Source organism: Nostoc sp. LEGE 12447 (genome assembly GCF_015206985.1).
GTDB lineage: Bacteria > Cyanobacteriota > Cyanobacteriia > Cyanobacteriales > Nostocaceae > Nostoc.
In genome coordinates this window covers 353,638-378,682 of sequence record NZ_JADEXT010000004.1, presented here as the reverse complement: position 1 = coordinate 378,682, position 25,045 = coordinate 353,638, and the positions used below count along the sequence as shown (strand labels likewise).

The window sequence follows — 25,045 nt, the reverse complement described above, 5'->3', positions numbered from 1 at the left end:
TCTTTACTAACTGTCAATGTGGTTGATTTCTAACTAGATTGTCGACCTGTTCGATTCTGGATTGGTGATTTAAAAATGATTGAGATTCACTTAGAGTCCAGAACTCTTCGTTATAGATTTCTTCTTTGGGAGAACTCATTTATGTCTTTGATCAGGACAGGTATGAACTTAAGTTTTAGTTTTTTAAGCAAGTTAGCTCTAGTGAGCTTTCCAGTAAGTGAATTAAAGAAGAAAAATAAAATACACGATTATAGCCAACTAGCGTGGGGAAGTGACTACGTATTTGAGCGCCTCAACCAAGGAATGATCGGATATCTGACTGGAGTAGGGAAAGGCGTTAAACCCTGCGATCGCGTTATTTTACGAGAAGGTTGTGAATCTTATCAATATCAAGTAGAAGAAGTTGATTATTATTCTGATCCATCTGATATGTGGATAGCTTTGCTTAAGCAAGTACCGATTGACTAAATATTAAAGTCAACCAGTTACTTCAATTCTATCTGTGAAAATTTTTCCTATCTTGCTAGACGAATAAGAGAAAGGATATATCTATTTTAAATCGATCAAAAAATGAGCTATTAAAGTATTTCTTTCGTAGGATAGTAAGTAAAGATGCAGAAGATTTGGGTTATCTTTATCAAGGTGCATCACTGAACCATCAACAGCTAAATGGTGATGATCTATCCATCGCTCCTGCGAATCTATTAAAAAACTGAAGTATGGGCTGACATCTGGATGATTTTTCGTTAATTCATCATAGCTTTGATAAAAAGGAGGTATGCCAATTCCCATAGGCATATATAAACCTTTAGGATACTCTTCTACAGGCAATTGAGGAAGCGTTTTAAGATTAATGCCACTGATGAGTAATCTATTTTGTTCACTAGTCTTAGTATCTGTGAACACTAACTCAATTTCTTGTAAATTTTGTTCAATGTCAATCGGTTTAATGTTCCTTAAAATAGTTTTATCAAATTTACCTATTCTCCAGTATTGATTTCCCCAAGGCTTATTTTGATCGTAAAATCCTGGTGGTCGAAAACTGGCAAATTTAATTTCATTTTTAGCGTCGTAAAAATCTCTCCATTTTGTAATATTTTTCGCTAATGTAGTTCTAACTTTTCTACTCTGCTCTCCCGACACAATTATCCTCTCATCAAGGGGGAATTCAGTAGCAACTTCTTTTTGATCGAGTACGTTTCTCAGAAGGTTACTCTTGACTATTGTGCCACTTGGATCTTGCCAGTGTTCTAATTTCCACCAATGCTTCCAATAAGAAATATTATTAATTTTTTCAAAAATATTTTTGTAATGTCCCATCGGGAAGGTAAACCAACTTTGATAATAAAGGGATTTATTACCATCCTCTTTAGTGAAAAGTAAAATTTCCCAAAACCCTGCATTTAAACAATTATTAGCCAAAGCGACTTCTACCAAATTTTGCTTTTCAAAACCATCTCCGCCGCTAATTTCTATATTTGGTGAGTTAGCAGGAAAACTAACCTGTTGTCTGTTCCACTCCCGGTCTGTAAAAGCGATTATTTCTAAACCTTGATCTTTTTTAACCCATTCTGGTGCTTTAGGGACTAATAGCTCTAAATCAACATTTTTTATAATGATTTGCGCCGTTTTGTTGTCTGTTGGCTCAATCACAAAATCGAAATGTGTATCATCTCTCTTAATAACTGTTAATTTTCTCTGAGAATATCTTTGAAAATTTTTACCCAAGGGTGCGGGATTGACTGGATAATCGACATTAGAGAATTCTTGTAGGTTTACACTCATCTTATTATCAAATTTATATCTGGATTTAAACCATAAGCCAGCCAATCCCAGCAAACCAAGACATAGAATAAGGGTGCTAAATAAAATCTGTTTATTCGTGACTCTAAAATTAAGCTTGCCAAATCGTGAAATGCCTGCATTCTTTTCCTTTGCAGAAGTGTTTTTCATGGGATAGATTAATTTTTATGAGAATGGTACTTATACCGTTTTTTTGTGAAGCTGCATATATTTACCCCCCGGCTGTCGCCGTCCCCCCTTGCCAAGGGGGAACTACAGGGGGGTTTTGTTATGTGCATCTTCATAGAGAATTGGTATTAACAGCATACCGTTATGTGAAACTGATTTTTCATTCCCATTATCAAAGGTCACATTAATAAACAATTATCTGAAATTAAGAGGTTTAATACCCATTTCCTGCTGACTTTTCACGGGTTCTGGAAAACCTCTCTCCAAATCTTTCTCTTTCTAGGTTACGGTGTACACATAAGTCTTTTAAAGTTGTTTTGATCTACTCCACCCAGTTCCGCGATAAATTGGGGGCAAAAAACTCTCAAAGTCCTCCAATTTATCGGAGGATTTAGGAGGAACTATAGCATTTTGGTTTTGTAGAGAGATGTGTATACACCTTAGCCTAGAATGAGAGACTTTGAATTTCCTCCCAGTCAGGATTTTAGTGACGAGTGTAGGAACGCTCAAAGTGAGTTTTGAGTGTCTGAGCCATAGTGGATATTACAATTGCTGTTATAGAAACCGATATTGCTGCTATTCTGATTCTAGAATCATCTGCAAGTATCCCTACAGCAGCTAAAGCGATCGCTATCCCTATACAACTTTGTCTGACTTTATTTGTCACTTGATAAGCTTGATTGCAGGAATGACAAATAATTGTATGTTGCGACAATCGGTCTAATGTTATCAACTTCTCATCGGACTCGCTATTACCGACATTTTTTGAGGTGGAATAACCTTGATAAAACGGCAAAGATGATCCAAATTTATCCAGCCACTTGCGATACTCGACCACCAAAGTATCAGATGTCTTCAGAGGTAAATACACTTCTTTGAGATTTTTTTTCAAACGCTCAATTTGTGCTTTTTGTTCAACAACTAATTGCAAATCACCTTCCAAGATTTTGTTTCTTATCAAGATGTGATCTAACCAAGGAGGCATCAGCTTGGTTTTTTGGGTAAAAGAGTTACTATAATTTCTGATGAGAATCCGACATCTATTCTTACCTAGTGGAATTGAATACAAGGCTGTGCCCCCAAATTTACCTTGCTGTGCATTAGCAAATTTGTAAAGAATCAAATTAGGAGCAATGAAATCTAATGAAATCCAAGGCAGATTGGGTTTCCGTGTTCGTCGCCACCTTCCCTTAATTCCCTGAACGTTGCTTTCAATGACTTCTATTTCCAAAGCTTGGGCATCTTCTCGACTGCCCATGATGCCATCATGACTGATTGGAACATGAGCTGGGTCAATAATATTTTCAATAAAATAGCTTTGGTCGTAAGGTAGGTCACGTACATAGTCTAAGTTGAAGCATTCCGGCTTGTTCCAATCTGGTAGTGATGGAATTAGCTCATCAATAGCTGTTTCGGCTTCACCTGCCCACATCCAAATGATACCTTGACGTTCCAAGACTTTAAAAGATGGCACGCAAGCATTTACCGGAATTTTTACATCACTTGGTAACTGGGGAATGTGTAGACATTGACCATTATTGCCAAACTGCCAACCGTGGTACGAACATTCTATTTTGCCGTCAATAATTTGTCCATCAGAAAGTCTAGCTGCACGGTGAGAACAACGGTCTGTTAAACAAACAAGCTGTCCATTTTGGTCTTTGAACAAAACGAAGGGTTCTTCATATAACGAAAAAGTATAAGGACGATTTGTAGGCAAATCTTTCAGAAAACAGACAGGATACCAAGATTGTCTCCAGTTAAATTCCTGCTGATTCTCAGGTGTTTCAAAGGTAGAATTTGATGATGTCGCCTGTAGTATCTCTGTTTCTAATGTCATCGTTTTCTCCAGGTTTATGCCATTCTAACTTTTATAGAAAACTCCTATTTAATTTTTGAACATAAAATTACACATAACGCCTAATTTTTACCCAACAAACGATAATTCTGACTTCTTAATTATTCTTCAACAAAAGTTGCTCATAATCATCTGGAGTATCTAAGTCGAATACACCTTCTGGAAAAGGAATGGCTAAAGCTTCTTGAAGATATTTTTTAATTATATGTTTTGCACCATCTGTACCACTTAGTGTAGTTAGTTTTGTGAATAAAGTGCGGTTAAATAATGCAGGAACACCTAGAGTGTCTGCATATTGTGACGCAACGATTGGATTAAGAGTAGTTTCGTGAACTTCAACAAGTTGATTGATGAGTTGAGATGAAATAAAAGGTTGATCGCATACCATCAAAACAACAGCTTTTGCTTCTTTGTTGATTATATTCAGGGCTTCTATGCCAACACGAATAGAGGTACTTATTCCCTCACTTAAAAGTGGATTTTCTACAATATGTACTTGTTCTGAGTTAATCTCTGGTTTGATACGTTCAGCGTATGACCCTAATACAACGATAATTGGATGGCAAACTGAAGCATTCGCCACTTGAACTACATGCCCAATCAAACTCTGTTCACCATAACGTAGAAGTTGTTTTGGCGTTCCCATACGAGTGGATGCACCAGCAGCAAGAATAATTAGACCTACATCAGACATTTGATTTCTTCTCCATGAATTGAGGCAAGTCTTGACCTCAGCATTCCACCAACGCGATTTGCCAGCACTGCTTGAATTTCTGCTAGGATTGACAGTGCGATCGCTTCTGTTGAATCTGCACATCTGAATACTTATGGAGAAGAGGAATAAGCTTTTGTCCATAAGCTTTCCAGTGATTTGTGCTATTAAGTAGTGAATAGTTTAGGCGATCGCTATCTCTTGCAGAGATTGTTCGAATATTTCTTGTAGGTAGAAAAAGCTTAGTCGTTTATGAAACATTCTTTTTGACCTGAATAAGCTAACACGATAACTCTACTGTGGCAATTCTCAAGTATCAGTTTAGTCAAAGTTTGGGATTAAAGAAGCAAGTTTCTGGCAAATTTCTGAAACATTACCCAAATGCGATATCACAATTGTTCCAGTGTGACTGGTATTTTATTGCAAGTCCCTAACTTTGCTCTGCTTGCTTGGCGAGATACTTCTCAAGCAAGAATTGCTTAAGATGCGGTTGTTCTAAATTTAAACCAAGCTCTTGCGCTTTCTGACTAATTTCTTCATAGGTCAGACCTTCGCTAATAGCATTGGAAATCAAGGCAATACCACCAGCCCTTGCTCCAGCCGCGCAGTGAATTAAAATTGGTTTGGGTAAATTTTCAATCTCCTGGATTGCTGTGTCTATTAGCTCTTGATTTGCTTCTGAAGGCTTTAAAGGGATATTGGCATATTGCAATCCAGCAGCTTGGGCTTGCTGCTGTTCATCACCGAGAAAACCTGGTTCATCAGGAGAACGCAGGTTTAGCACCGACTTAAATCCCTCTTGGGCTGCCTGTTTTAACTCTTCAGGAGTTGGTTGTCCAGCAGCGCTCAAGTCTTCACTAACTTTTTTAGTGTTGCTCATAAAATACACTAGTTAGATAGGCTTAATGTAGTATATTAGCAATTTCGTTCAAAAATCTAGGGTTTTCCTCAATTCAAGATTCTGTAATAGTTGGCTCAGAACATTTGCCTATATGAGATAATTTCCTATTAATGATTTTATTCCGCACAAAGGAAATTAGCTCAGTATGTGTATGCAGCAAAAAGCATCAGATTTTAACATAGAGCTACCAATTCATCTGTGTGCTAAAACAATTGCTCGACGTTTAATGGCCGCAGTTATTTGCCTCACCTTAGCAGGCGCTCTAAGTGCCTACTTCTGGTTCACGGAGTTTTCCTTCCCAGCTAGCAAATGGTTTTACGAACTATTTAGCTTAGATGAAGAATTGAATATTCCTGCCTGGTATTCTGCATTTTCTCTATTATTTTGTTCGGGATTACTTAAAGCAATTACCGCTATTAAGACGGAAGACCGCTATTTCTCTGGCTGGAAAACCTTATATTTTATATTTGTATATTTGAGTTTGGATGAAGCATTTAGTTTTCACGAGCTTTTGATAATTCCGTCAGTGCGAGAATCGCTTAATCTCAATCCTATATTTTTCCAAACCTGGGTGATACCTGGTGCTATTCTAGTGGGAGTTTTTGCATTTAAATATCTAAAATTTTGGCTTCATCTCCCTTACAAAACACGATATTTATTTCTAATTGCCGCAGTTGTTTATGTGAGTGGAACTTTAGGTATGGAAATGGTGGGTGGACTTTTGAGAGAAGATTTTGGGCGACGCAGCCTAATAACGTTAATTGGTATAGTGGTTGAGGAATTTTTGGAAATGACTGGAATTGTGATTTTTACTTATGCACTGTTAGCTTACCTTAGCAGCCTAAAAGAGAGCCTTAAAATGAAAATATATCTATCTGAAAATTAATTTAAATAATTCATAGTGCGTAATTCGTAATAACTATAGAAATCCGCTTTGATTTCTGTTCGCGCAAATTATTTGTATAAGAAACAATGGCAATAGGCAACAGTTAAGAAGCCTCTTTGAGTTGTAATGAATATTTTCAGAAATCAAATATGAGTCCTATACAATACACTATCATCTTTAGATGGCAGCACCAATTCTGAGCATTAACACGCATTGTTAACTTTTAGTTTGCTCAAAATCTAGTGCATAATTGAATCGCAATTTAAAATTTGCATAAATGTTTGCCAAACAGAAACTGGAATTTAATTGGTGCGCTCCGGTATCTGGGGATGGATTCTATTTAGGTTTGCCCATTTGGGAACGTCCTCCCAGTCTTGAGTATACAGTTGAGATTTTTAAAACAGCAGAACGATTTGGGTTCCGGCAGGTTCTAATTGGTATGGGTTTCAACCACCACATTATGGAGGCTTGGACTTTAGCAACGGCAGTTTTAGCACTTACCCTTAATGCTGGAGCGATGGTAGCTGTGCGTCCAGGTTTTTATTCGGCTCCAGTATTGGCAAAGATGGCTGTTACCTTAGATCATATCAGTAAAGGTCGCCTTTCTCTTAACATTGTCACAGGTGGACGACCAATAGAACAGGCAATGTATGGTGATTATTTAGATCATGATAGCCGCTATCGTCGCACTTGTGAATTTATGCAAATTTGTCGGCAGTTATGGTCAACAACTAATCCCTTTGACTATGAAGGAGAATTTTATCAGCTCAATCAAACTCGGTTAGAAACATTACCTCTGCAACCGTCTGGGCCGTTATTTTATTTCGGTGGTGCAAGCGAGATGGCTCAACAAGTGGGTGCAGAATTTGCAGATGTTTATCTAATGTGGGGAGAAGCACGGCAACAACTAGCTGACCGAATCAACCAGATGCAGCAATTAGTGAGCAATTGCGGACGAAGAAAAGCGGTACGTTATGGATTAAGAATTAATATTATTGCTCGAACAACTGAAATCGAAGCTAGGGAAACAGCAAAAGAAATGCTGGCAAAAATTTCTCCACAAGTATTAGCTAAAGCACGAATTACTGAATTTCCCAATACCAAGCGGGAAAGTGTCGGTCAAAGTCGACAATGGGAATTACGGGGAAATGCTGATGAAGATTGGTATGTTGAACCACTGCTTTGGGCTGGTATTTCTGTGGTGCGAAGTGGTGCAGGAATGGCTATTGTTGGTAGTTATCAGCAAGTGGCAGAGCGTCTTTTAGAATACATAGACTTGGGAATCACAGTTTTTATCTTGTCTGGTTATCCCCATTTAGAAGAGTGCGAAAATGTGGGACGAAATGTTTTACCGTTAGTTAGAGAAAGCTATCTTCAGAGAAAGTAGTAGCAACTTGGAAAGCAAAGGCAACTCTTAAAATCAAAGCTTCGGTATAGGAATTACCAACAAGTTGCAATCCTATAGGTAAACCCTGACTGCTTTGTCCATAAGGTAGTGATATTGCAGGTAAACCCAGAAAACTGAAAGGTATCATAAATCGCTGATTGAATCGATAGATTTTAGCATCTGCGTCAATAATAGGTGCAACCATTGGTGTTGTGGGTGTTAGCAAAATATCCACTTCCTGAAACAGTTTTTGCCGTTGCAGAAAACATTCTTCCTGTTTCTGCTTTGCTTTTTTGTAACTGTGATAAGAAATTTTTACTCCTTTAGATAAATCGCTTTTTACTTTAGATCCAAATATATTTGAGTTTGTAGTATAAGCTGATTGCAAAGCTTGATGAAATTCATAAAGAGCAATAGTGGAATAAGTTACCTCATCAAATTCCTCTATTAAAAATGGAGAATTTATAGTGATAATTTTCGCTCCAAGTTTTTTAAAGATGGATATGGCATTATAAATTGCCTTAGCAATTTCTGGTTCAATTCCCCGAAATGTATAGTTATTAACTATGCCCAATTTTAAGCCGTTGATATTGGTTGTTAGAGGATACAGTTGTTTGAAATTTGTGGAGAGCGGGAAGAGTACAGCATCAAGTAAAATGGCAATATCTTCTACACAATTTGTCAAAAAACCAACTGTATCAAAACTACGAGCGCGGGGAAAAATACCTTCATTGCTAAGTAATCCGTAAGTTGGGCGTAGTCCTACCACTCCTGACCAACTGGCGGGAACTCGAATTGAACCACCAGTATCAGTACCAATTCCAGCTAAACAAAGGCGTGCAGCAATAGCGGTTGCACTTCCACTAGAAGAACCTCCTGATGAGTGGTTGTGGTTCCAGAAGTTGCAAGTATTTCCATAAAAAAGATTGTTTCCAGAAAGGTCAGCCGCAAATTCGCTTAAATTTGTCTTACCTAAAATTACCGCACCTGCTGCCTTGAGCTTTTGGACAATTACACTATCAGATAATGGTATGCGATCGCACCAGCCCTGATTTGTCAGTTCGCAAAAAAGTTGTGAACCAACAGTAGTTTTTACTCCTGCTGTATCAATATTATCTTTTACAACAATAGGAATGCCGTGTAGTAACCCGCATTGTTGACCGTTGATTCGCTCAAAGTCCTTTTGAATAGCAGATTCTATAGCTTCTTGTTCTAAAACTGTAATCAAAGCATTGACTGTATAATTTAACTTTTGGATACTTGCGAGATAATGCTTGACTAACGTCCTGGAAGTTAGCAAGCCACTTTGCATTTGCTGACTTGCTTGTGCGATCGTTTTAGGGATAAAATCTGCTTGCATCTTGGAAAAAGGTAAGCTGTTCCAAATTTAACTTGCATAATTAGCCTTTTTGGAGAAAGGTTTGTGTGTAGTCTATTTATTTCAAAACTGCCTAAAATGACTAAATTATGCGTTGAAAATTTACCATGCTATTTGATGCGTTTAAAAATCGTAAATCTCCTAAAATCGAATTCATTAAGACTCCCCCAACCTGGCGCGTAGCTTGGGGAACAGTTGATGAAGGTTATGAAAATATAGCTTGGCGAGATGAAAAATTTTCTGTAGTTTTACCACGTACAACTTCTGGATTTCTGACGGAGAAATTAGCAATCAGTTCTGGAGGACGATTTGTTGTTGTTGGTGATGTTTGGTTAACTAACCAAGTGCAGTTACTGCAAAAGTTAGGGATTGAACCGGATAGCTTTCAAGGAAGTTATCTGCAACTAGTTGCCAATCTTTGGGAACGATGGGGTTTTGAATGTCTTCACCAACTTGTGGGGATGTTTGCGCTAGTGGTTTGGGATAGAGAAAGACAAGTATTGAAGTTGGTTCGCGATCGCATCGGGGTTCGTACCCTGTACTACACTACCACTGGTTCAGTTCGTTGGATTGCGCCTCAACTGAGAACTTTATCACCTAACCGTTCATCCGAATTAGATTTGGTAGCGTTGCGAGATTACCTTTGTTGTGCCTTTGTTCCAGGAGAAAGAACGCTTTGGGAACAGGTGCGGGAACTACGACCTGGAACTGTTTTAGAATTTCCCGACCACAAAGTTGAAGCTTATTGGCAGCTTCAAGAACAGATTGTAGCAATAGATCAACCTTTAGCATGGCATGGCGATCGCTTGCGAGAACTCCTAGACCAAGTTGTTCAAGAATATTTACCCCCAGCAAACGAACCCGTCGGCGTTTTTCTTTCCGGTGGTTTGGACTCTAGCTGTATCACTGCTTTAGCAGCGAAATTCCACAAAGCACCAGTTCACACCTTCTCGATTCATTTCGGTTCCGAATGTCCCAATGAGTTAGAATTTTCCAGTCTCGTTGCATCCCATTGTCAGACGCAGCACCACATTTTAGAAATTACTTTTAAGGATATGTGGTCACGCCTACCGGAAACAATGGCGTATTTAGATGACCCCATTGGCGACCCACTGACTGTTCCCAACCTATTGCTAGGACGACTGGCGAGAGAAAGCGTAGAAGTAGTTTTAAATGGCGAAGGTGGCGACCCCTGTTTTGGTGGGCCAAAAAATCAGCCAATGCTTATCAATAGTTTATATGGCTCTGTCACCAATCAGAATGCTTTGCAAGCTTATTTAATTTCCTTTCAAAAGTGCGCTGTTGACTTACCCCAACTTTTAAAACCAGAGGTTTTGATAGAGGTACAAACAGCACCTTGGGTTTTTGAAGAAGATTTATATTCCCAAGCCAGCTATCTGAATCGTTTGATGGCAATGAACATCAAATTTAAAGGTGCTGACCAAATTCTGACGAAAGTCAGTAACTTGACTCAAGCAGCCCTTTTGCATGGTCGTTCTCCCCTATTTGACCAACGAGTAGTAGACTTAAGTATGGAAATACCTCCAGGGTATAAGCTTTCTGGAGTGGAAGAAAAAGCAGTCTTAAAGCAAGCGATTACCTACGGTACGTCCTTGACGAGCGCAAATATTCTACCAGAGGAAATTATTCATCGTCCCAAAAGTGGCATGATGGTGCCTGTGCAGTTAGGATTTCGGAAATATTGGCAGCAAGAAGCTAGAGATTTATTACTAAATAGGAATGCAGCTATCACTCCTTACTTGAACCAGTTACCAATTCGTAATTGGTTAAACTATCAAGGAGATACTTGGAGTCGTTATGGAGTAAAGCTTTGGTTGCTTGCAAGTTTAGAAATTTGGTTACAGGTGAATCAAAAAGTGCGGTAGTAAAAACAAAAAAGAATACGCGATAACTACAGCCAACTTTGGGAAATAAATAAGTTTGTAGTAAAAACTTGAGTTTTTGTATAAATAAGCACTAAAAAACTTAATATTACCAGCAGATTTGTGCCCTACTGTACTAGTCAATAAAATATTTTTTTAACTACAATATTAACTTCATTCTGGAATTGAAATTTACTAGTGTGTATTTACACTTAGATAAAAATAAAATCTAGAACTCTAATAAGAATTACAGAGAGCAAATTAATGACACAGTCTAACTCGCAAGATAAAAATAGCTTTCTTTACCCTCGTAGCCGATATTATGGTAAATTCCAGCCAGAGACTTTAGCATTTAATGCCAACCTTCAAGAATTTGCTCAAAGGATTACTTACATCTCTTGTCTAGAAACAGGCGGAAAACTATCTCCAGAAGAAGCTTACGAGCAAATTAGGGCGCTTTGGAAACAGTTGAAACATAGTAAAAAGGAACTGTCTATTGGCGTAAATAATAAATGAAAGCTAGTTTTTGGGCATTGGGCATGGGCAACAACTATCAATATTCCATGTCCAATGCCCAATGCCCAGTTAATTAACTTCTAGCAAAGTCCAGAAGTAGCCATCTGGCGCAATGAAAGAGAAACTCGTCTCGCCAAACTCATTACTAATAATATCTGTAACTTTTTGTACAGTACTTGCTTTAATGCGATCGCAATACTCTTGTATTCCCTTAACCCGATAAGTATATAAAGACATACCCAAGCTACCTGGTTGGGCTGCCTCAAAACGCGATTCTAAATTAATAGATTCTGGGAATCGAACAATATAAAGTCTACCACTGCGTGCAGCCATCAGGTCAGACTTAGAAGAACGCGGATCATCAAAAGCAGTAACAATAAACTTTTCACCAGGGTTAAGGTCAAAAATATCTCGACCTGCTGGCGAAGATTCATAGCTAGTTTCGACATCATCACGCACACGCAGCAAACCTAAGACATCTTCATAAAACTTAAGGGTTTCTTTGCTGTCATCTTGAGAGATGATTCCTATATGAGTAAACTGACTAGCTTTGAGAGCAGCATTCTGATTAACTTGTCCGTAATGCGGTAGTGTATAGCCAAAGCGTTGAAATAAAACTTGTCGAGCTAAGGGTTGAAGTAGCAACATTTCTCGTACACCAACTGCTGGCTCAATAAAAGGACGGCTTTTCCTCTCTTTGTTGTAAATGACTTCCCAATAAGGATTAGAGTGCCTAATAGGAAAACCTGCGGCTTTTGCATCCTCTATATGATTTAAGATACTTAACACATCTGTCGTTAAGCTTGTCGCCCAGCGATTCCCCTTAATTTTCATCGATGCTATTCCCAAACCTTCATGGGTGGGGTTTTGCCAAACCATCAACCGAATCAAACCATGATCTGAATTTTGGTGATAGAGGCGAATTGACCGTAAAGACGAATTTACTCCATATAATTGATAGGCTACATCTGCGGTTAATTCACCCACTTGACCAATACGATAGCCAAATTGCTCCCAATACTGAATTGCAGAAATTGGTTCCGGAATGCCTATACAGACTTCATAGATACCTTCAATTGCGGTTTGTTGTTCTTGAGCCATAACAATTTGGGATTTTAGATTTTAGATTGGTCAAATAAATAAAGCTTTCGGAAAGATATCTCAGAAAGAATGCGAAAAGCAACAACTTTAGGTTGTAGCTTATGATGTACCTAGAAAAGTGAGTATAGAGTTCTTCTGATTGCACGTAATCAAGAATCGCCATCAAGTTTTTTAACAGGAGTTAAGCTATGACGCAGCGACTGACTCAAGAGCAATTAGCACAAATAGTTACCGAAGTAGAAGGTCTGCAAGTGCGTCGAGAAGCGGAGCTAGACCAACAGCAGGTTAGAGAAATTTTACAGGAGTTGAATTTACCGCCTGAGTTGCTAGATGAAGCGCTGATTCAGTTAAATCGCCGCCAAGCACTGGAGGTACAGCAACGCCGGAATCGATGGATTACCTCTGGAGTTGTGGCATTCTTAGTGATAATGAGTGCATCTACAATATTTTTCATCCAGCGACAGAATTCTGCACTCTCTCGTGTTTCTGCTCAACAAGACCGCATTACCTTGGTATCAAATACTGGCGGTGACTTGAAGACAATTTCCCGCCAAACCAATCCAGAAATTTTTTACCATGTCACTTTAAAAGATGCACCCTTGGGTAAAAAGCTGGCTCTCTCCTGTAATTGGATTGACCCAAGTGGTCAAATTGTCAAGCAGAACAGTTATCAAACCCGCGAAATTAATACGTCTGTCTGGGATACCCAATGTCGCTACACGATTAATCCGGCTGCAACTGTTGGCAATTGGAAGGTGCAGATGTTGCTGGAAGGTCGACAGATTAGTGATGAAACCTTTGAAGTGAAATAGTCCAGATGGGCAACATACCGCATCACTTTCTTGGCTATTGGGGTTATGGCGCTCAACATGAGTTGGAGGCGCTGTTAAATAGTATTTTAGAAAACCTCTCTCCAAACCTCTCCCGTTGTAGGGGAGAGGCTTTGAATTTTCCCATCTGGAATGTTGTTTATATAGGACTTGATGGGCATTTCGGACGGCAAAAAAAGCAGGACTTAGACGCTGAACATCTGAAATTTAGATCCCCCCTAACCCCCCTTAAAAAGGGGGGAACATTAAAAGCCCCCTTTTTAAGGGGGTTGGGGGATCTCTTATGTGTAAGTCCTAAAAATCAAATTGCTGCTATTTCGGCATCAGGATTATTAACTTCACCCGATGCTTGGGTAAATCTCCAAGAAAATAACTGCCTGATTTTGGGTAGAGAACCTTTCGGAAAGATGCCCTTGTATTGGACTCAGCAAGGACAAGTTATCTGGTTTGCATCACAACTGCAACTACTCTTACCGATTATTCAACAGTCAGAAGTTAGCATTTCTGGGTTATATGGCTATAGCTGTTTTTCTTACGTTCCCACACCCTTAACCCCTGTTAAGGAAGTGTTTGCAGTGACGGCGGGAACTGAATTAGTTTGGCAGAGTGATTCTCAATCAGGTAAGCTGCAAACACTTAAATCTAAGCACATCTACTCGTGGCGGGAAGCCCCAGAACAGTTAACAGATGAAGCTACAGCAATTACCGAATTGCAAACTCTCCTTAAAAATTCCATTGAACGACAGATTGCCGATTTAAAGGATGAACCTGTTGCGGTATTTCTCTCTGGCGGACTCGATTCTTCAGTGGTGGCGGCGCTGCTGGTACAAGCAGGGGTGAAAGTCCGCGCTTACACTTTAGATTTTGGTGATGTAGGCATTCCAGAATATCCATACTCTGAACAAGTTGCCCAGTTTCTCAAAATTCCGCTTATTAAAGTTGCAGTAACCCCAAGTTCCATCAAGAATGCCCTAATTCACACTGTGCAAGCATTAGATTTACCCTTTGGAGATGGCGTGTGTGTTCCGTTGTATCTCTTATCTGAAAGGGCAAGTCAAGAAACTCAGGTAGTTTTTAACGGCGAAGGTGGAGATCAATTATTTGCCGGTTGGACGAACAAACCTTTAATTGCCGCAGGTGTTTATCAGGCAGAAAATCCCGCAGGACAGGAAACTTTTATCCAGCAATATCTCCGCACCTTTCACCGTCTTGGGGGATACGAATCTCAGGTTTATCAGCCAGAGGCTTATGCACAGATCCAAAATTTGCATCCCGAAGATTGGCTGTTGGCGGCTCTTAATCGTGATGAGTGTCCATCTTTGCTGCATCGCCTCCGGCGTGCCAGTCTAATGCTCAAAGGGGCGCAGAATATCCATCCTCGTGCGACTGCATTGGGGTTTGCTCATGGGTTGTGGGTGCGATCGCCTTTTTGTGATTTACCTTTGGCAGAATGGACATTCCGCCTATCTGGAGAACTCTGTTTGCAAGGAGCTTGTGAAAAATATATCCTCAAGCGGGCTGTAGAAAGTTGGCTCCCACCTGAAATTGTCTGGCGACAAAAGCGAGGGATGGGGGTTCCTTTAACTTCTTGGTGTTTAAATGATTTTTGGCATCAACTAGGCATCTGGCTCAATCCAGAGACACTTCGCACCAACAATCACTTTTATCCTCACATTGCGGCCCAAATCGTTGAAGGCAAACTAGGAGCAGCTATTCAAGGCCGACGGATTGGTGAGACTCTCTGGTTACTTATTATGTGGCAACTTTGGCGATCGCATGTTTTAAATGAAGAACTAAGTAAACAGTCCCTGGATCATCCTTTTTGGTTACATCGTTGGCTATGGAGAAATTACAAGCGATGGCAAGGTTAGATAAAAAAGAGTTAGGAGTTAGGAGTCAACAATTAATCCCCTTGTCTCTCCCATTTTCTGAGGAACTTGCCCAGGAGTTGCTGAGTACTTATGGTTCTCCTCTTTATATTTATAATGGCGATCGCTTACGCGAAACTATTGAGCGCATTACTAAAGCAGTCAGTTATCCCTGCACGCAATTTCGATTTGCAAGCGTCACCAATGGCAACATTGCGCTGTTAAAAATTTTTCGCTCATTTGGGTGGGGACTTCACGCCAATACGCCAGGAGATATCTACCTGGGATTGCAAGCTGGTTTCGATGCTAGTGAGATTGTTTACAGTGGTAGCAATTTGAATCGGGCTGAGATGATACAAGTCTTAAATTGGGGAGTTACAACACTCAATCTCGATAGTCTCGCTCAGTTGCAGTTATGCTGCAAAGTTTTGCCCAAACACAGAGAGAAATCTATTCGGCTAGGTTTACGCCTCAATTTGCCCGAAATTACCGGAGATAGCCGCATTGGTGTGCGTCCTGAAGAATTTGGTGATGCGATCGCTTTAACTCGTGAAGTGGGATTAAAGCTGAGTGGTTTACACTTTTATCGAGGGACTGGAACCAATGCCACAGAAGCATTTATCCATGTGATTGATGCAGTCATGGCCACAGCACAACTGTTACCAGATTGGGAATATTTAGATTTTGGTGGTGGCTTTGGCTATCCATATCACCACAATAAAACAGCCTTTGACTGGGAAGTTTTTGGCGCTGAGTTAAGCGAGAGAATTACTCATTTAGGGCGGAAAATTGATTTGGTGATTGAACCGGGACGAAGTGCGATCGCAGGATGTGCAACTTTGCTTGCTCAAGTTGTTTCTGTGAAATGGCAAGGAGAAAAACAGATTGTCGGAGTTGATACCACAGTTGCCAATCTTTCAGTACCATCAGTACACGGTGGCTACCGAGAAATCGTCACCTGGAAGCAAGCAGACAATCTTCACTCTCTATTCACAACTGATATTTGTGGTAACACCACCTATTCACGAGATTATTTGGGTAAAAATTGCCAACTCCCAGCGTTAGAAATTGGTGATATCGTTGCCATTTTAGATGTCGGTGCTTATGGTTATGCCATGTCGTCTCACTTTTTACACCGCCCCAAACCTGCTGAAGTCTTGCTAGAAAATGGCACACATCGCTTGATTCGCAAGCGGGAAGACTACAGTGTTTTACTAACAAATCAGATTCTTGATAATTCCCCCCTTTTTTAAGGGGGGTTAGAGGGGATCAAGCCTCACCTGAAGCGTATTAGCTAACAATTAATAAATAACATTGGGCAACCATTATGAAGTGCATTAACTGCGGAACTGACAATAAACTAAAAGACCGGACAGCTAATCAAGGTCGGTGTATAAAATGCAATCACACCTTTGCTTTTGAACCGACCAGTATGAGTAGTGTTAAGATTACTGACCCTTTTTTTGCAAAGGCGATCGCTGATATTTCTGCAAATAATACCTTATTTTTCACTCCCAAGCAGCTTTTTTACTTATTAGATAGCCGGGTAAAAGTCAAGTCTATTTCAATATTTGGTTTGTTGTTTATATATTTATTTTTTAATATTTGGGTGCCAGGGTTTATAGGTAGCTTTGCTTCGTTAGTGTTTGGTGCTAATTCTTGGTTAATAGCATCACTTCTATTTAATATATGCTTTTTATTATATTTATATAAAAAATCTATATCAAACAAAATAAACATTAACTCTCGCCAAAAGTATGCTCGATGTTTCCAAATAATAGGAGGTATGATTATTGCTGTGGGAATTTATGCCAGCTTAATTATATATAACTCGTTTAGTCTATTTGTCATCGTCGTTATTCTAGGAATGCTGTCGATATACTGGGGAACTCGACAGCTAGGACAAACTAAATTTGCACAGGAGTTTTTATTTTCTCAAAATGATTTTCAAGGTTGGTTAAACCGATGGCAGAAAATAAATGGTTCAATTCTTAAAATCCTACCTTTTCCGCGTGAGGAGAATACACCAGCTACGGTTAATCCTGATGTGACTGCTTACAGTTTTGATAGATTAGTTGTTTGTGATAGTGCTAATATTGCTCAACTATTAATTGCTAATAATTTTCACTTTGAAAATAACTGTGCAATTCTCAGCATTACTGGATATCCACAAAGCATTTTTGACACCACAATGCAAATGCTACGCCGCAATCCCGATTTAAAAGTATATGCAGTGCATGATTGCAATCCACGAGGAATTGGTTTAGTTCATAATTTGAGAAGCAATGCTAGTTGGTTTCTCAATAGCGAGATTGCAATTATTGATATCGGATTAACGCCAAGTCAAATTATCGCTACTAAACGCGGAATGTTCATTCAATCTTCTCCAGATTCGGCGCAAGCCGCTAAACAATTACCTCAAGAAGTTCGTCAAAGTTTGTCTGCTGAAGAATTAGCATGGTTAGAATCTGGAAAGTTTGTGGAATTAGAATCTTTCACTCCCCAAAGACTGATTAAAGTTCTGCAAAAGGGTATTGCTGGTAGTCGAAATCTAGAAAGTGATGACAGTAATTTGCTTTTAGTAGGGGATACTGGTAATGATATGTATGTTGTTCAAAGTTTTGGTTGATCTAGCCAGAATGCGTAGGTGTAGCCCGTTGCAGACATCACATTTAAAAATATACAAAATTCCCCTCAGACTGGAAGTTCATAGCTCATAATAGAAGGTCGAATTCCAATACTACTCGGTTAAGGATTTTGAACTCAGAATTGGGTTTGGGGAAAAGGTTAAAGGGGAAGGGTTAAAGGTTTTTTCTTTCCCTTTTCCCCTTCCCCTTTTCCCCTTCCCCTTTTCCCCTTCCCCTTTTCCCCTTAACCGACAAGTATTGGGTCGAATTCCTGCTAAAGAGCATTCGTTTTTGCAGGAAAATTTTATACAGCAATGGCAGTTTTGTGTATATTAGTTTACTTATTCCTAACCTTCTGTTAAATTAACCTTAATGTACGCCAAACCTATTGATTTACTGTACTTGGGTTTTCAGCTACAAACGTGGGTAGCCATCTAGCTCACTGGCAATAGGCGCAAAATTCCATTCTGTCTCTAGGAGGAAAAAGGTAATGGGGCCGATGTTTATTACTGCCAACGATTGGCCACATATAGCGTTTAGATTGTCTTTGGCGCTTCTGGTTGGTTGCCTGATTGGATTTAACCGTCAGCAAGGGGGCAGACCAGCAGGGATGAGAACATTTATGCTCGTGAGTATGGGAGCAGCACTATTCGTAATGATTCCTTTGCAGGCTGAAGGTGACAGTCCCTATGCTGCCACCAATGCACTGAGTCGCACCATTCAGGGTGTAGCTACCGGGATAGGATTTCTCGGAGCCGGATTGATTTTACAAGAGTCTCCTAGAAAATCTGCGGCACCAAAAGTAAAAGGTTTAACTACAGCCGCTTGTGTCTGGACTGCGGCCGGTTTGGGGGCTGCGATTGGTTGTGGTCTGTGGCAAATGGGATTATTAGGAGGGCTACTGACCCTAATTACCCTCAGTGGGGTAAAACGGCTCAATCGCGCATTTGTGTTTTTGACGAATCAGGGTAAACAGGGGACTACTCAGGAGCTAACAAACACCTCTGATGAAGATGATGATTGAGCGTCCCTACACATCCAGGTGTATTCAAAATCAAGTCAGGTTGATTCTGATTCCTTACAATGTTTGATTGCAGAATAATTTTTGGTTTCTTAGCTAATTTTAATCACTTTATCAGCGCTAATTCAGGGCAATCGCTGATTATAGTGATTAAGTAGGGAATTCCGTACTGGAGTTGATTGCCCAGTTAACCGGAAAATAGAAAATAATAGATATATGGACAAACGATATTTTTTACAGGCTAGTGCGGTAATAGTCGGCACAGCATTGTTATCAAGGTATATCAACTGGGGGGCAAAAGCGATGACAACTTCTAATAGTGGATTTGAAATTACCAAACCAGAAGAAGAGTGGCGCACGATTTTAACGCCAGAACAGTTTAATGTATTGCGTAAACACGGGACTGAACGACCTCACACCAGCGCATTAGATAAAGAGTACGACAAGGGTACTTATTATTGTGCCGCGTGTGAACTGCCATTGTTTACCTCTGATACCAAATTTAACAGTGGTACTGGCTGGCCAAGCTTCTTTAACCCGATTGAAGGTGCGATCGCTACTACTGTAGATAAGTCGCTATTTATGAGCAGAACTGAAGTACATTGTAGTCGTTGTGGTGGTCATCTTGGTCATGTTTTTGATGACGGCCCTGCACCCACAGGCAAGCGCTACTGTATGAACGGTGTTTCGCTGAAGTTTACTCCCGCCTAATTTACGTTTCACTCTAAGGTTGATACAAATAGGCAGCAGAGGGACAAGGAGGACAAGGAGGACAAGAGGAATAAGGGAGAATTATTAAACAATTCCCTTCTTTGTCTCCCCCCCCTCCCTTGTCTTCCTTCCTCTTCCCCCTGCTCCCTGCCTCCTTCAAAGAAGTTGGGAAATAGCGCTATCAGTAAAGCGAACCTCTTCAACCATCGGGGTATAGCCTAGCCATTGCACTCCTGACTGGGAAAATTGTTGTGGACACCCGCTAACGGCGAAACGAGTTGGTAGTGGGGGGTGAGTATTTTTTAAGCCTAGCAAGTCTAACTCTTGGGCACAAGCTGCCACGACATGAACAGCTGGGTCAACTAGCTTGACTTGAGAGGGAAGGAGCGATCGCAATACTGGTGTAAGGTGGGGATAATGGGTACAGCCATGAACTAAGGTGTCAATTTCTTGCTCTAGTAAAGGCTCTAAGTAGGCTCGTGCCACTTCAGCAGTGTAAGGGTCGTGAATCCGGTTTTGCTCAATGAGTGGCACAAACTCTGGACATCCAACTTGCCAGACTTGAACGTCAGGAGCAATTTCGAGGATGGCGTGCTTATAAGCATTACTTTTCGCCGTAGCTGGAGTGGCAATTACACCAATGCGTTTTCCTTGCTGCACCGCAGCTTTTGCACCCGGTAGAATTACTCCCAAAATGGGGATGTTGAATTCTTGACGAACGGTTTCTAGGGCTAGGGCAGAACTGGTGTTGCAAGCCATAATTACCATTTTTACCTGCTGCTGTTGTAGCCAGGTAAGAATTTCGCGCGTAAATTGTAAAATTTCTGCTTGTGAACGAATTCCATAAGGAAGTCGGGCTGTATCCCCAAAGTAAACAATTGATTCATTGGGGAGTTGCCGATATATTTGTCGCAGTACTGTCAATCCACCCACACCACTGTCAAAGATGCCAATTGGGGCACATTGGGGTTCTTGAGCAGAAAAATCGTCTAGATTCGCTTCAAAGATCGAAGATGAATACACAGGCTGATATTAATTTAGGTTTTGGGATTTAAAATACAGAATTTAGCAGACAATCGGCTAATTGACCACTAAATTCTGCACGCCAAAGGATTCTAAATACCACCTTTTAATAGTAATTTGTACTATGCTAACGCTGTAAGTATTTTAGGATGCCACGAGCGATCGCATCTGCCATCTGATTTTGATACTCTCGTGATGCCAATCTGGGATTGTCTTCTCGACCACTCATATAACCTGTTTCTACTAAAATCGAAGGCATAGAGCTTTTTCTGAGAACGTAGAATCTGGCTTTGCGGGTTCCCCGGTCTTTGATTGTACCGATGTTTTGCAGAATGGTATTGCGAACCGCTTCCGCCAGAGCATAACCGCTATCGTAATAATATACTTCTAAGCCATTCACATCCGGGCGATTATCAACAGAATTAGCGTGAATGCTGACAAACGCAGTTGCATTAACTCGCTCGGCAATTTCTACCCGTCCCTGAAGTTCTACGAAAAAGTCAGCATCCCGCGTTAGTACCGCTTGTACACCATTTTGCTCTAAAATTGCTGCTACCCTTTTACCAATAGGCAGAATTACATCCTTTTCTAAAAGCCCACCTAAACCGGGAGCGCCTGAGTCTTTTCCACCATGTCCTGGGTCAATCACAACTAGTAATTTCCCTCTTGGAACTGAGGGGCGCGGCTTTGGTTGAGATATAGGACGGGGATTATCTATGGGATTGGGAAATTGACCTTGGTTTGGCGATAAAGGCGGTAAATCAATGGGCTGCTGCGTAACGCTACCAGAGCGTTGTAATTCTAGAGCCAAAAGCTGGTCGCCAACTTGGTTAAGTTCACCAATTTGCACTCCGGCTGCTGGCTGAACCAAGACGTTAACTGTATTAGATTCTTGGGGTTGCAGGCGGACTCGCAGGATAGGGCTATTAGAATTAAAAGTTGGGCCTGTGACTTTGGGAGCTAACCGAGCATTGTTGATGGTAATGCGGTACAGACCAGAGGTTCTATCCCAGCCTCCTGTTGCAGATAAAGCTTGGTCTGCTCTAATCAGCAGTTGTGTGCCATTATTAGCCAGTTGCACAGACTCTATAGTCGCTGTACTAGATGCTATGGGGCGTGGACTATTACTATTACCTCCAGGGAACTGGGCAATGCCACGACTGGGCAGAAGCACAAAACCACTACTGTTACTATTAGTTGCTCGCCAATTTTGACTATTTTCATCCACCTGTAAAGTCATGCGAACAGCAGATGGACTTGTTTGTAGTTGGCTGAACTGAATACGGCTGACACCATAACGATTAATCGACAAATCGCGTTGCTCTAGACTTGGTGATAAAGTAGCGCTGGCAATGTCGATGTTAATTTCTCTTTGATCGTTGCTACGATTTACCTGAATCTGAGGATTACCACCATTGGTACGGATGAAAAAACCATCACCTGTAACTTGTAAGTTCTCAATTTGAGTTACCCTGGCGGCAAGCATTCCGTTTTTAGGTGGATAAATAGGGCTTGTTCTCACCACGTTGTAAATATCTCTTGGTGAGAACACAGATGAAGATGTTCTCGGTGAAGGTTGTGTTGCTATAGCTTGTTGTTGCCCACCAGTATTTTTTGAGGGAACATTTTCGGCTACTGGCGTGGGTAATTGCACCATCCAGCGATCGCCAGTTCTACCAACAAATTGTACACCCTTGGGGTCTAAAGTATAACCAGGGGTCAGTTCAACGACTATGCGCGTTGTTTGTTCGTCAAACTGCCCAACACGGATAGCGCGAATTGCACCGCCCACCTGTTGGGTTAGCTGCGGACGGCCAAATGTCGTTCCTGGTAAATCAATTACCAAACGAGTGGGGTTAAAAATTAATTGTGCTTGGGGTTGAACATTCCCTACAGTATTTATTTCTAGGTTGTTTTGATTGACATCAAAACGCCAAGATTCAAGTTTCGCAGCCATTGCGGGCGACGATAGCATGAAGATAGTTCCAATAGTACTGGATAGTAACCAGCGTAATTTCACAGTCTTTTCTCCTGATTCACATTCATGGGAGCCGTCAAAATTTCAATATATTGGCAAATCCTCACACCATCACCGCACACACTTGAGTATTACGCTGTTATTAAGACACAGCTAATGGCGTAAAATATAGCACGCTCCTCTGATTTTGCCATGCTATCCATTAGCCTAGATAAATTTGACTTGTAAAGCATCAGATGACAATAGCAAAGATGCTACTCTTGTCCCGCCGCAATAATACTTAAATTGGTTTTACTACTAAATTGGATAAACATGGTAAAGATTAGATGTATTTACTCAATAATTTCGACTAAATTACTTATCTTCTCTTTAAATACTGAAGAACGCCACGAGCGATCGCATCTGCCATTTGATTTTGGTAAGCGGAGCTTCTGAGTTTAGCCATATCATCTCGACCAGTCAAATAACCTGTTTCTACAAGAATAGAAGGCATGGAACTTTTTCTGAGGACATAAAATCTGGCTCGCCGCACTCCCCGATCTCTGACATTTACGCTTTGGAGAATACTGTTATGGACAATGCGAGCTAGACCCAAACCACTGTCGTAATAATACGTTTCCAAGCCACTGACATCTGGACGACTTGCACCAGCCGAATTAGCGTGGATGCTAACAAATACATCAGCGTTAGCTCGCTCTGCTAATTGCACCCGTCCGGGAAGGGTGACGAAATAGTCAGAATCCCGCGTCATAACGACTTGTACGCCATTTTGCTGCAAAACCTGAGCTATCCTTTTGCTAATAGGTAAAATAATATCCTTTTCGAGTACTCTCCCAATGCCCACTGCTCCTGAGTCTTTACCGCCATGTCCTGGGTCAATAATGACTACCACTCGTCCATTGGGAACTCGGCGCTGTGGCTGGAATTGGGGCTGGGGATTGGGATTGTTTGGGTCTGGGAATGGCCCCCGGTTTGGTGGTGGTAGCCCAGGTAAAGCAAAGGGCGGTCTTCCGGGAAGGGAAACAATCCGACGAGAACCTTGTATTGGTATAGCCAAAAGCTGGTCGCCGATTTGCTGGGGTTGATCGAGTTGTACTCCAGGTGCTGGTTGAACTAAAACAACGACTGTGTTGGCTGCTTGGGGTTGCAGACGTACCCGAAGAATGGGGCTATTTGGGGCAAAAGTAGGGCCTGTAACTCTGGGAGCTAACTTGGCATTATTAATTGTGACGCGGAACACACCGGATGATCTATCCCAGGTTCCCGTAGCAGATAAAGTTTGGTCGGCTCTAATCAGCAGCTGTCTGCCATTATCAGCCAGTTGCACAGACTCAATGGTTGCTGGGGAGTTGTTAACAGCAGATAGTCTGCTAGGGAAGGAGGGTGGTTGTGATTGATTGTCCGAATTACTACTTCCAGGCAATCTGACAACGCGACTAGGCAGAACCACCAAACCATCACTGTTACTATTACTGGCTTGCCAATCTGGACTATTTTTATCTACCCGCAAAGTCAAGCGAACAATAGGAGCTTGGTTTTGTAGTTGGGTGAATTCGACGCGGCTAATACCATGTTTGTTAACAGGCTGATTATTCTGTTGCGCCAGACGTGGTGATAAAGATGCATCAGAAACATCTATGAAGATACTAGCGCGATCGCGGCTGCGAATTGTCTTAATCCTCGGATTGCCACCACTGGTACGGAGGAACAACCCATCGCCTGTTACTGTCAAGCCCTCAATTTGAGTCGCCCCGCGTGTAGTAGTGGCAACTCTTGAAATACTAGGTTGCCGCTCAGAGTCTGGGGTAACGACAGTGTAAGCACTTCTGGGAGGTGAGGCGGGAAATGAGGCTACTCGATCAACTTCTGGTCTAGGTAATTGCACTGTCCAGCGATCACCAGCTGTCCCAACAAATTGGACGCGTTTGGGGTCTAAAGTATAACCAGGTGCCAGTTCTACAACTATGCGTGTTGTTTCTGTATCAAACTGCCCAACCCTGATTGAGCGAATTCCACCGCCCACCTGTTGGGTTAGCTGCGGACGGCCAAATGTAGTTCCTGGCAAATCAATTACCAGCCGAGTGGGGTTGAAAATTAATTGTGCCTGGGGTTGAACTGCTCCCACAGTATTAATTTCCAGCCTGTTTTGATTGGCATCAAAGCGCCAAGATTCAAGTCTCGCAGCCATTACAGGCGACGATAGCATGAAGATAGTTCCAATAGTGCTGGGTAGTAACCAGTGTAATTTCACAGTTCTTTCTCCTAATTCACGTTCATGGGAGCCGTCAATATCTCAACTCATTGGTAAGTCATCACACCGTCACCACCTAAACTCGATCTTTGATGCCTTGTTTAATTTTTAAACTGGTATAAAGACACGCTTAAATCGGTTAT

Annotated in this window: 20 protein-coding genes; 11 read left to right on the top strand and 9 right to left on the bottom strand. The window is 41.1% G+C overall.

Going from position 1 to position 25,045, the window contains the following annotated elements:
• The first annotated feature begins 141 nt into the window (after nt 1–141).
• Nucleotides 142–468 (top strand): hypothetical protein, encoded by a 327-nt coding sequence (locus IQ274_RS08350; protein ID WP_194141951.1) that lies wholly within the window; start codon nt 142–144, stop codon nt 466–468.
• An 81-nt stretch (nt 469–549) separates the two neighbouring features.
• Here IQ274_RS08350 and IQ274_RS08345 read toward each other — a convergent pair whose 3' ends face one another.
• From IQ274_RS08345 to IQ274_RS08330, 4 genes are all read right to left on the bottom strand, one after another.
• Nucleotides 550–1,953: a hypothetical protein gene (locus IQ274_RS08345; RefSeq protein WP_194141950.1), complete on the bottom strand. Its 1,404-nt coding sequence runs from the start codon at nt 1,951–1,953 to the stop codon at nt 550–552.
• 502 nt (nt 1,954–2,455) lie between these two features.
• Nucleotides 2,456–3,811 (bottom strand): Rieske 2Fe-2S domain-containing protein, encoded by a 1,356-nt coding sequence (locus tag IQ274_RS08340; RefSeq protein ID WP_194141949.1) that lies wholly within the window; start codon nt 3,809–3,811, stop codon nt 2,456–2,458.
• Nucleotides 3,812–3,926: 115 nt separating this feature from the next.
• Nucleotides 3,927–4,523: a nucleotidyltransferase family protein gene (locus tag IQ274_RS08335; RefSeq protein WP_163931112.1), complete on the bottom strand. Its 597-nt coding sequence runs from the start codon at nt 4,521–4,523 to the stop codon at nt 3,927–3,929.
• Between the two features lie 448 nt (nt 4,524–4,971).
• Nucleotides 4,972–5,421, bottom strand: a complete 450-nt coding sequence (locus IQ274_RS08330; protein WP_194141948.1) for a beta-lactamase hydrolase domain-containing protein — start codon at nt 5,419–5,421, stop codon at nt 4,972–4,974.
• 172 nt (nt 5,422–5,593) lie between these two features.
• Here IQ274_RS08330 and IQ274_RS08325 point away from each other — a divergent pair, with 172 nt between their 5' ends.
• Both IQ274_RS08325 and IQ274_RS08320 read left to right on the top strand, forming a co-directional pair.
• Nucleotides 5,594–6,328, top strand: coding sequence for a hypothetical protein (locus IQ274_RS08325; RefSeq protein WP_228058093.1), 735 nt, complete (start codon nt 5,594–5,596; stop codon nt 6,326–6,328).
• 277 nt (nt 6,329–6,605) lie between these two features.
• A complete protein-coding gene (locus tag IQ274_RS08320) occupies nt 6,606–7,715 on the top strand; it encodes an LLM class flavin-dependent oxidoreductase (protein WP_194141946.1) in 1,110 nt (369 codons plus the stop codon).
• Here IQ274_RS08320 and IQ274_RS08315 read toward each other — a convergent pair.
• Entirely contained in the window at nt 7,687–9,075 is a 1,389-nt protein-coding gene (locus tag IQ274_RS08315) for an amidase (protein WP_194141945.1), read from the bottom strand. The genes IQ274_RS08320 and IQ274_RS08315 overlap by 29 nt on opposite strands.
• 125 nt (nt 9,076–9,200) lie before the next feature.
• Here IQ274_RS08315 and IQ274_RS08310 point away from each other — a divergent pair, with 125 nt between their 5' ends.
• Together IQ274_RS08310 and IQ274_RS08305 are read left to right on the top strand one after the other, a co-directional pair.
• Entirely contained in the window at nt 9,201–10,979 is a 1,779-nt protein-coding gene (locus tag IQ274_RS08310) for an asparagine synthetase B family protein (protein ID WP_194141944.1), read from the top strand.
• 261 nt (nt 10,980–11,240) lie between these two features.
• The gene (locus tag IQ274_RS08305) at nt 11,241–11,492 is read left to right on the top strand and encodes a hypothetical protein (protein ID WP_163931095.1); all 252 of its coding nucleotides are present in this window, start codon (nt 11,241–11,243) and stop codon (nt 11,490–11,492) included.
• A 69-nt stretch (nt 11,493–11,561) separates the two neighbouring features.
• Here IQ274_RS08305 and IQ274_RS08300 read toward each other — a convergent pair whose 3' ends face one another.
• Nucleotides 11,562–12,593, bottom strand: coding sequence for a VOC family protein (locus IQ274_RS08300; RefSeq protein WP_194141943.1), 1,032 nt, complete (start codon nt 12,591–12,593; stop codon nt 11,562–11,564).
• 188 nt (nt 12,594–12,781) lie between these two features.
• On the opposite strand from IQ274_RS08300, the gene IQ274_RS08295 reads away from it, so the two are divergent.
• The 6 genes from IQ274_RS08295 to msrB all read left to right on the top strand — a co-directional run bounded on the left by IQ274_RS08295 (nt 12,782) and on the right by msrB (nt 19,650).
• The gene (locus tag IQ274_RS08295; RefSeq protein ID WP_179072203.1) at nt 12,782–13,405 is read left to right on the top strand and encodes a DUF3859 domain-containing protein; all 624 of its coding nucleotides are present in this window, start codon (nt 12,782–12,784) and stop codon (nt 13,403–13,405) included.
• Nucleotides 13,406–13,410: 5 nt separating this feature from the next.
• Entirely contained in the window at nt 13,411–15,294 is a 1,884-nt protein-coding gene (locus IQ274_RS08290) for an asparagine synthetase B family protein (protein ID WP_194141942.1), read from the top strand.
• The gene (locus IQ274_RS08285) at nt 15,282–16,544 is read left to right on the top strand and encodes a diaminopimelate decarboxylase family protein (RefSeq protein WP_194141941.1); all 1,263 of its coding nucleotides are present in this window, start codon (nt 15,282–15,284) and stop codon (nt 16,542–16,544) included. Before IQ274_RS08290 ends, IQ274_RS08285 begins: the two co-directional genes overlap by 13 nt.
• A gap of 179 nt (nt 16,545–16,723) precedes the next feature.
• Nucleotides 16,724–17,920 carry a hypothetical protein gene (locus IQ274_RS08280; RefSeq protein ID WP_322745213.1) on the top strand — a complete coding sequence of 399 codons (1,197 nt, stop codon included), beginning with the start codon at nt 16,724–16,726 and terminating at the stop codon, nt 17,918–17,920.
• Nucleotides 17,921–18,408: 488 nt separating this feature from the next.
• Nucleotides 18,409–18,942 (top strand): MgtC/SapB family protein, encoded by a 534-nt coding sequence (locus IQ274_RS08275; protein ID WP_163939626.1) that lies wholly within the window; start codon nt 18,409–18,411, stop codon nt 18,940–18,942.
• Between the two features lie 213 nt (nt 18,943–19,155).
• On the top strand, nt 19,156–19,650 hold the full coding sequence (gene msrB / locus IQ274_RS08270) for a peptide-methionine (R)-S-oxide reductase MsrB (protein ID WP_163939624.1): 495 nt from the start codon (nt 19,156–19,158) through the stop codon (nt 19,648–19,650).
• A 156-nt stretch (nt 19,651–19,806) separates the two neighbouring features.
• On the opposite strand, the gene murI is transcribed toward msrB, so the two are convergent.
• The 3 genes from murI to IQ274_RS08255 all read right to left on the bottom strand — a co-directional run bounded on the left by murI (nt 19,807) and on the right by IQ274_RS08255 (nt 24,902).
• Nucleotides 19,807–20,673 carry a glutamate racemase gene (murI, locus tag IQ274_RS08265; RefSeq protein ID WP_194141940.1) on the bottom strand — a complete coding sequence of 289 codons (867 nt, stop codon included), beginning with the start codon at nt 20,671–20,673 and terminating at the stop codon, nt 19,807–19,809.
• 127 nt (nt 20,674–20,800) lie between these two features.
• On the bottom strand, nt 20,801–22,693 hold the full coding sequence (locus IQ274_RS08260; RefSeq protein WP_163939171.1) for an N-acetylmuramoyl-L-alanine amidase: 1,893 nt from the start codon (nt 22,691–22,693) through the stop codon (nt 20,801–20,803).
• Between the two features lie 316 nt (nt 22,694–23,009).
• Nucleotides 23,010–24,902 carry an N-acetylmuramoyl-L-alanine amidase gene (locus IQ274_RS08255; RefSeq protein ID WP_163939173.1) on the bottom strand — a complete coding sequence of 631 codons (1,893 nt, stop codon included), beginning with the start codon at nt 24,900–24,902 and terminating at the stop codon, nt 23,010–23,012.
• Nucleotides 24,903–25,045 lie beyond the last annotated feature (143 nt).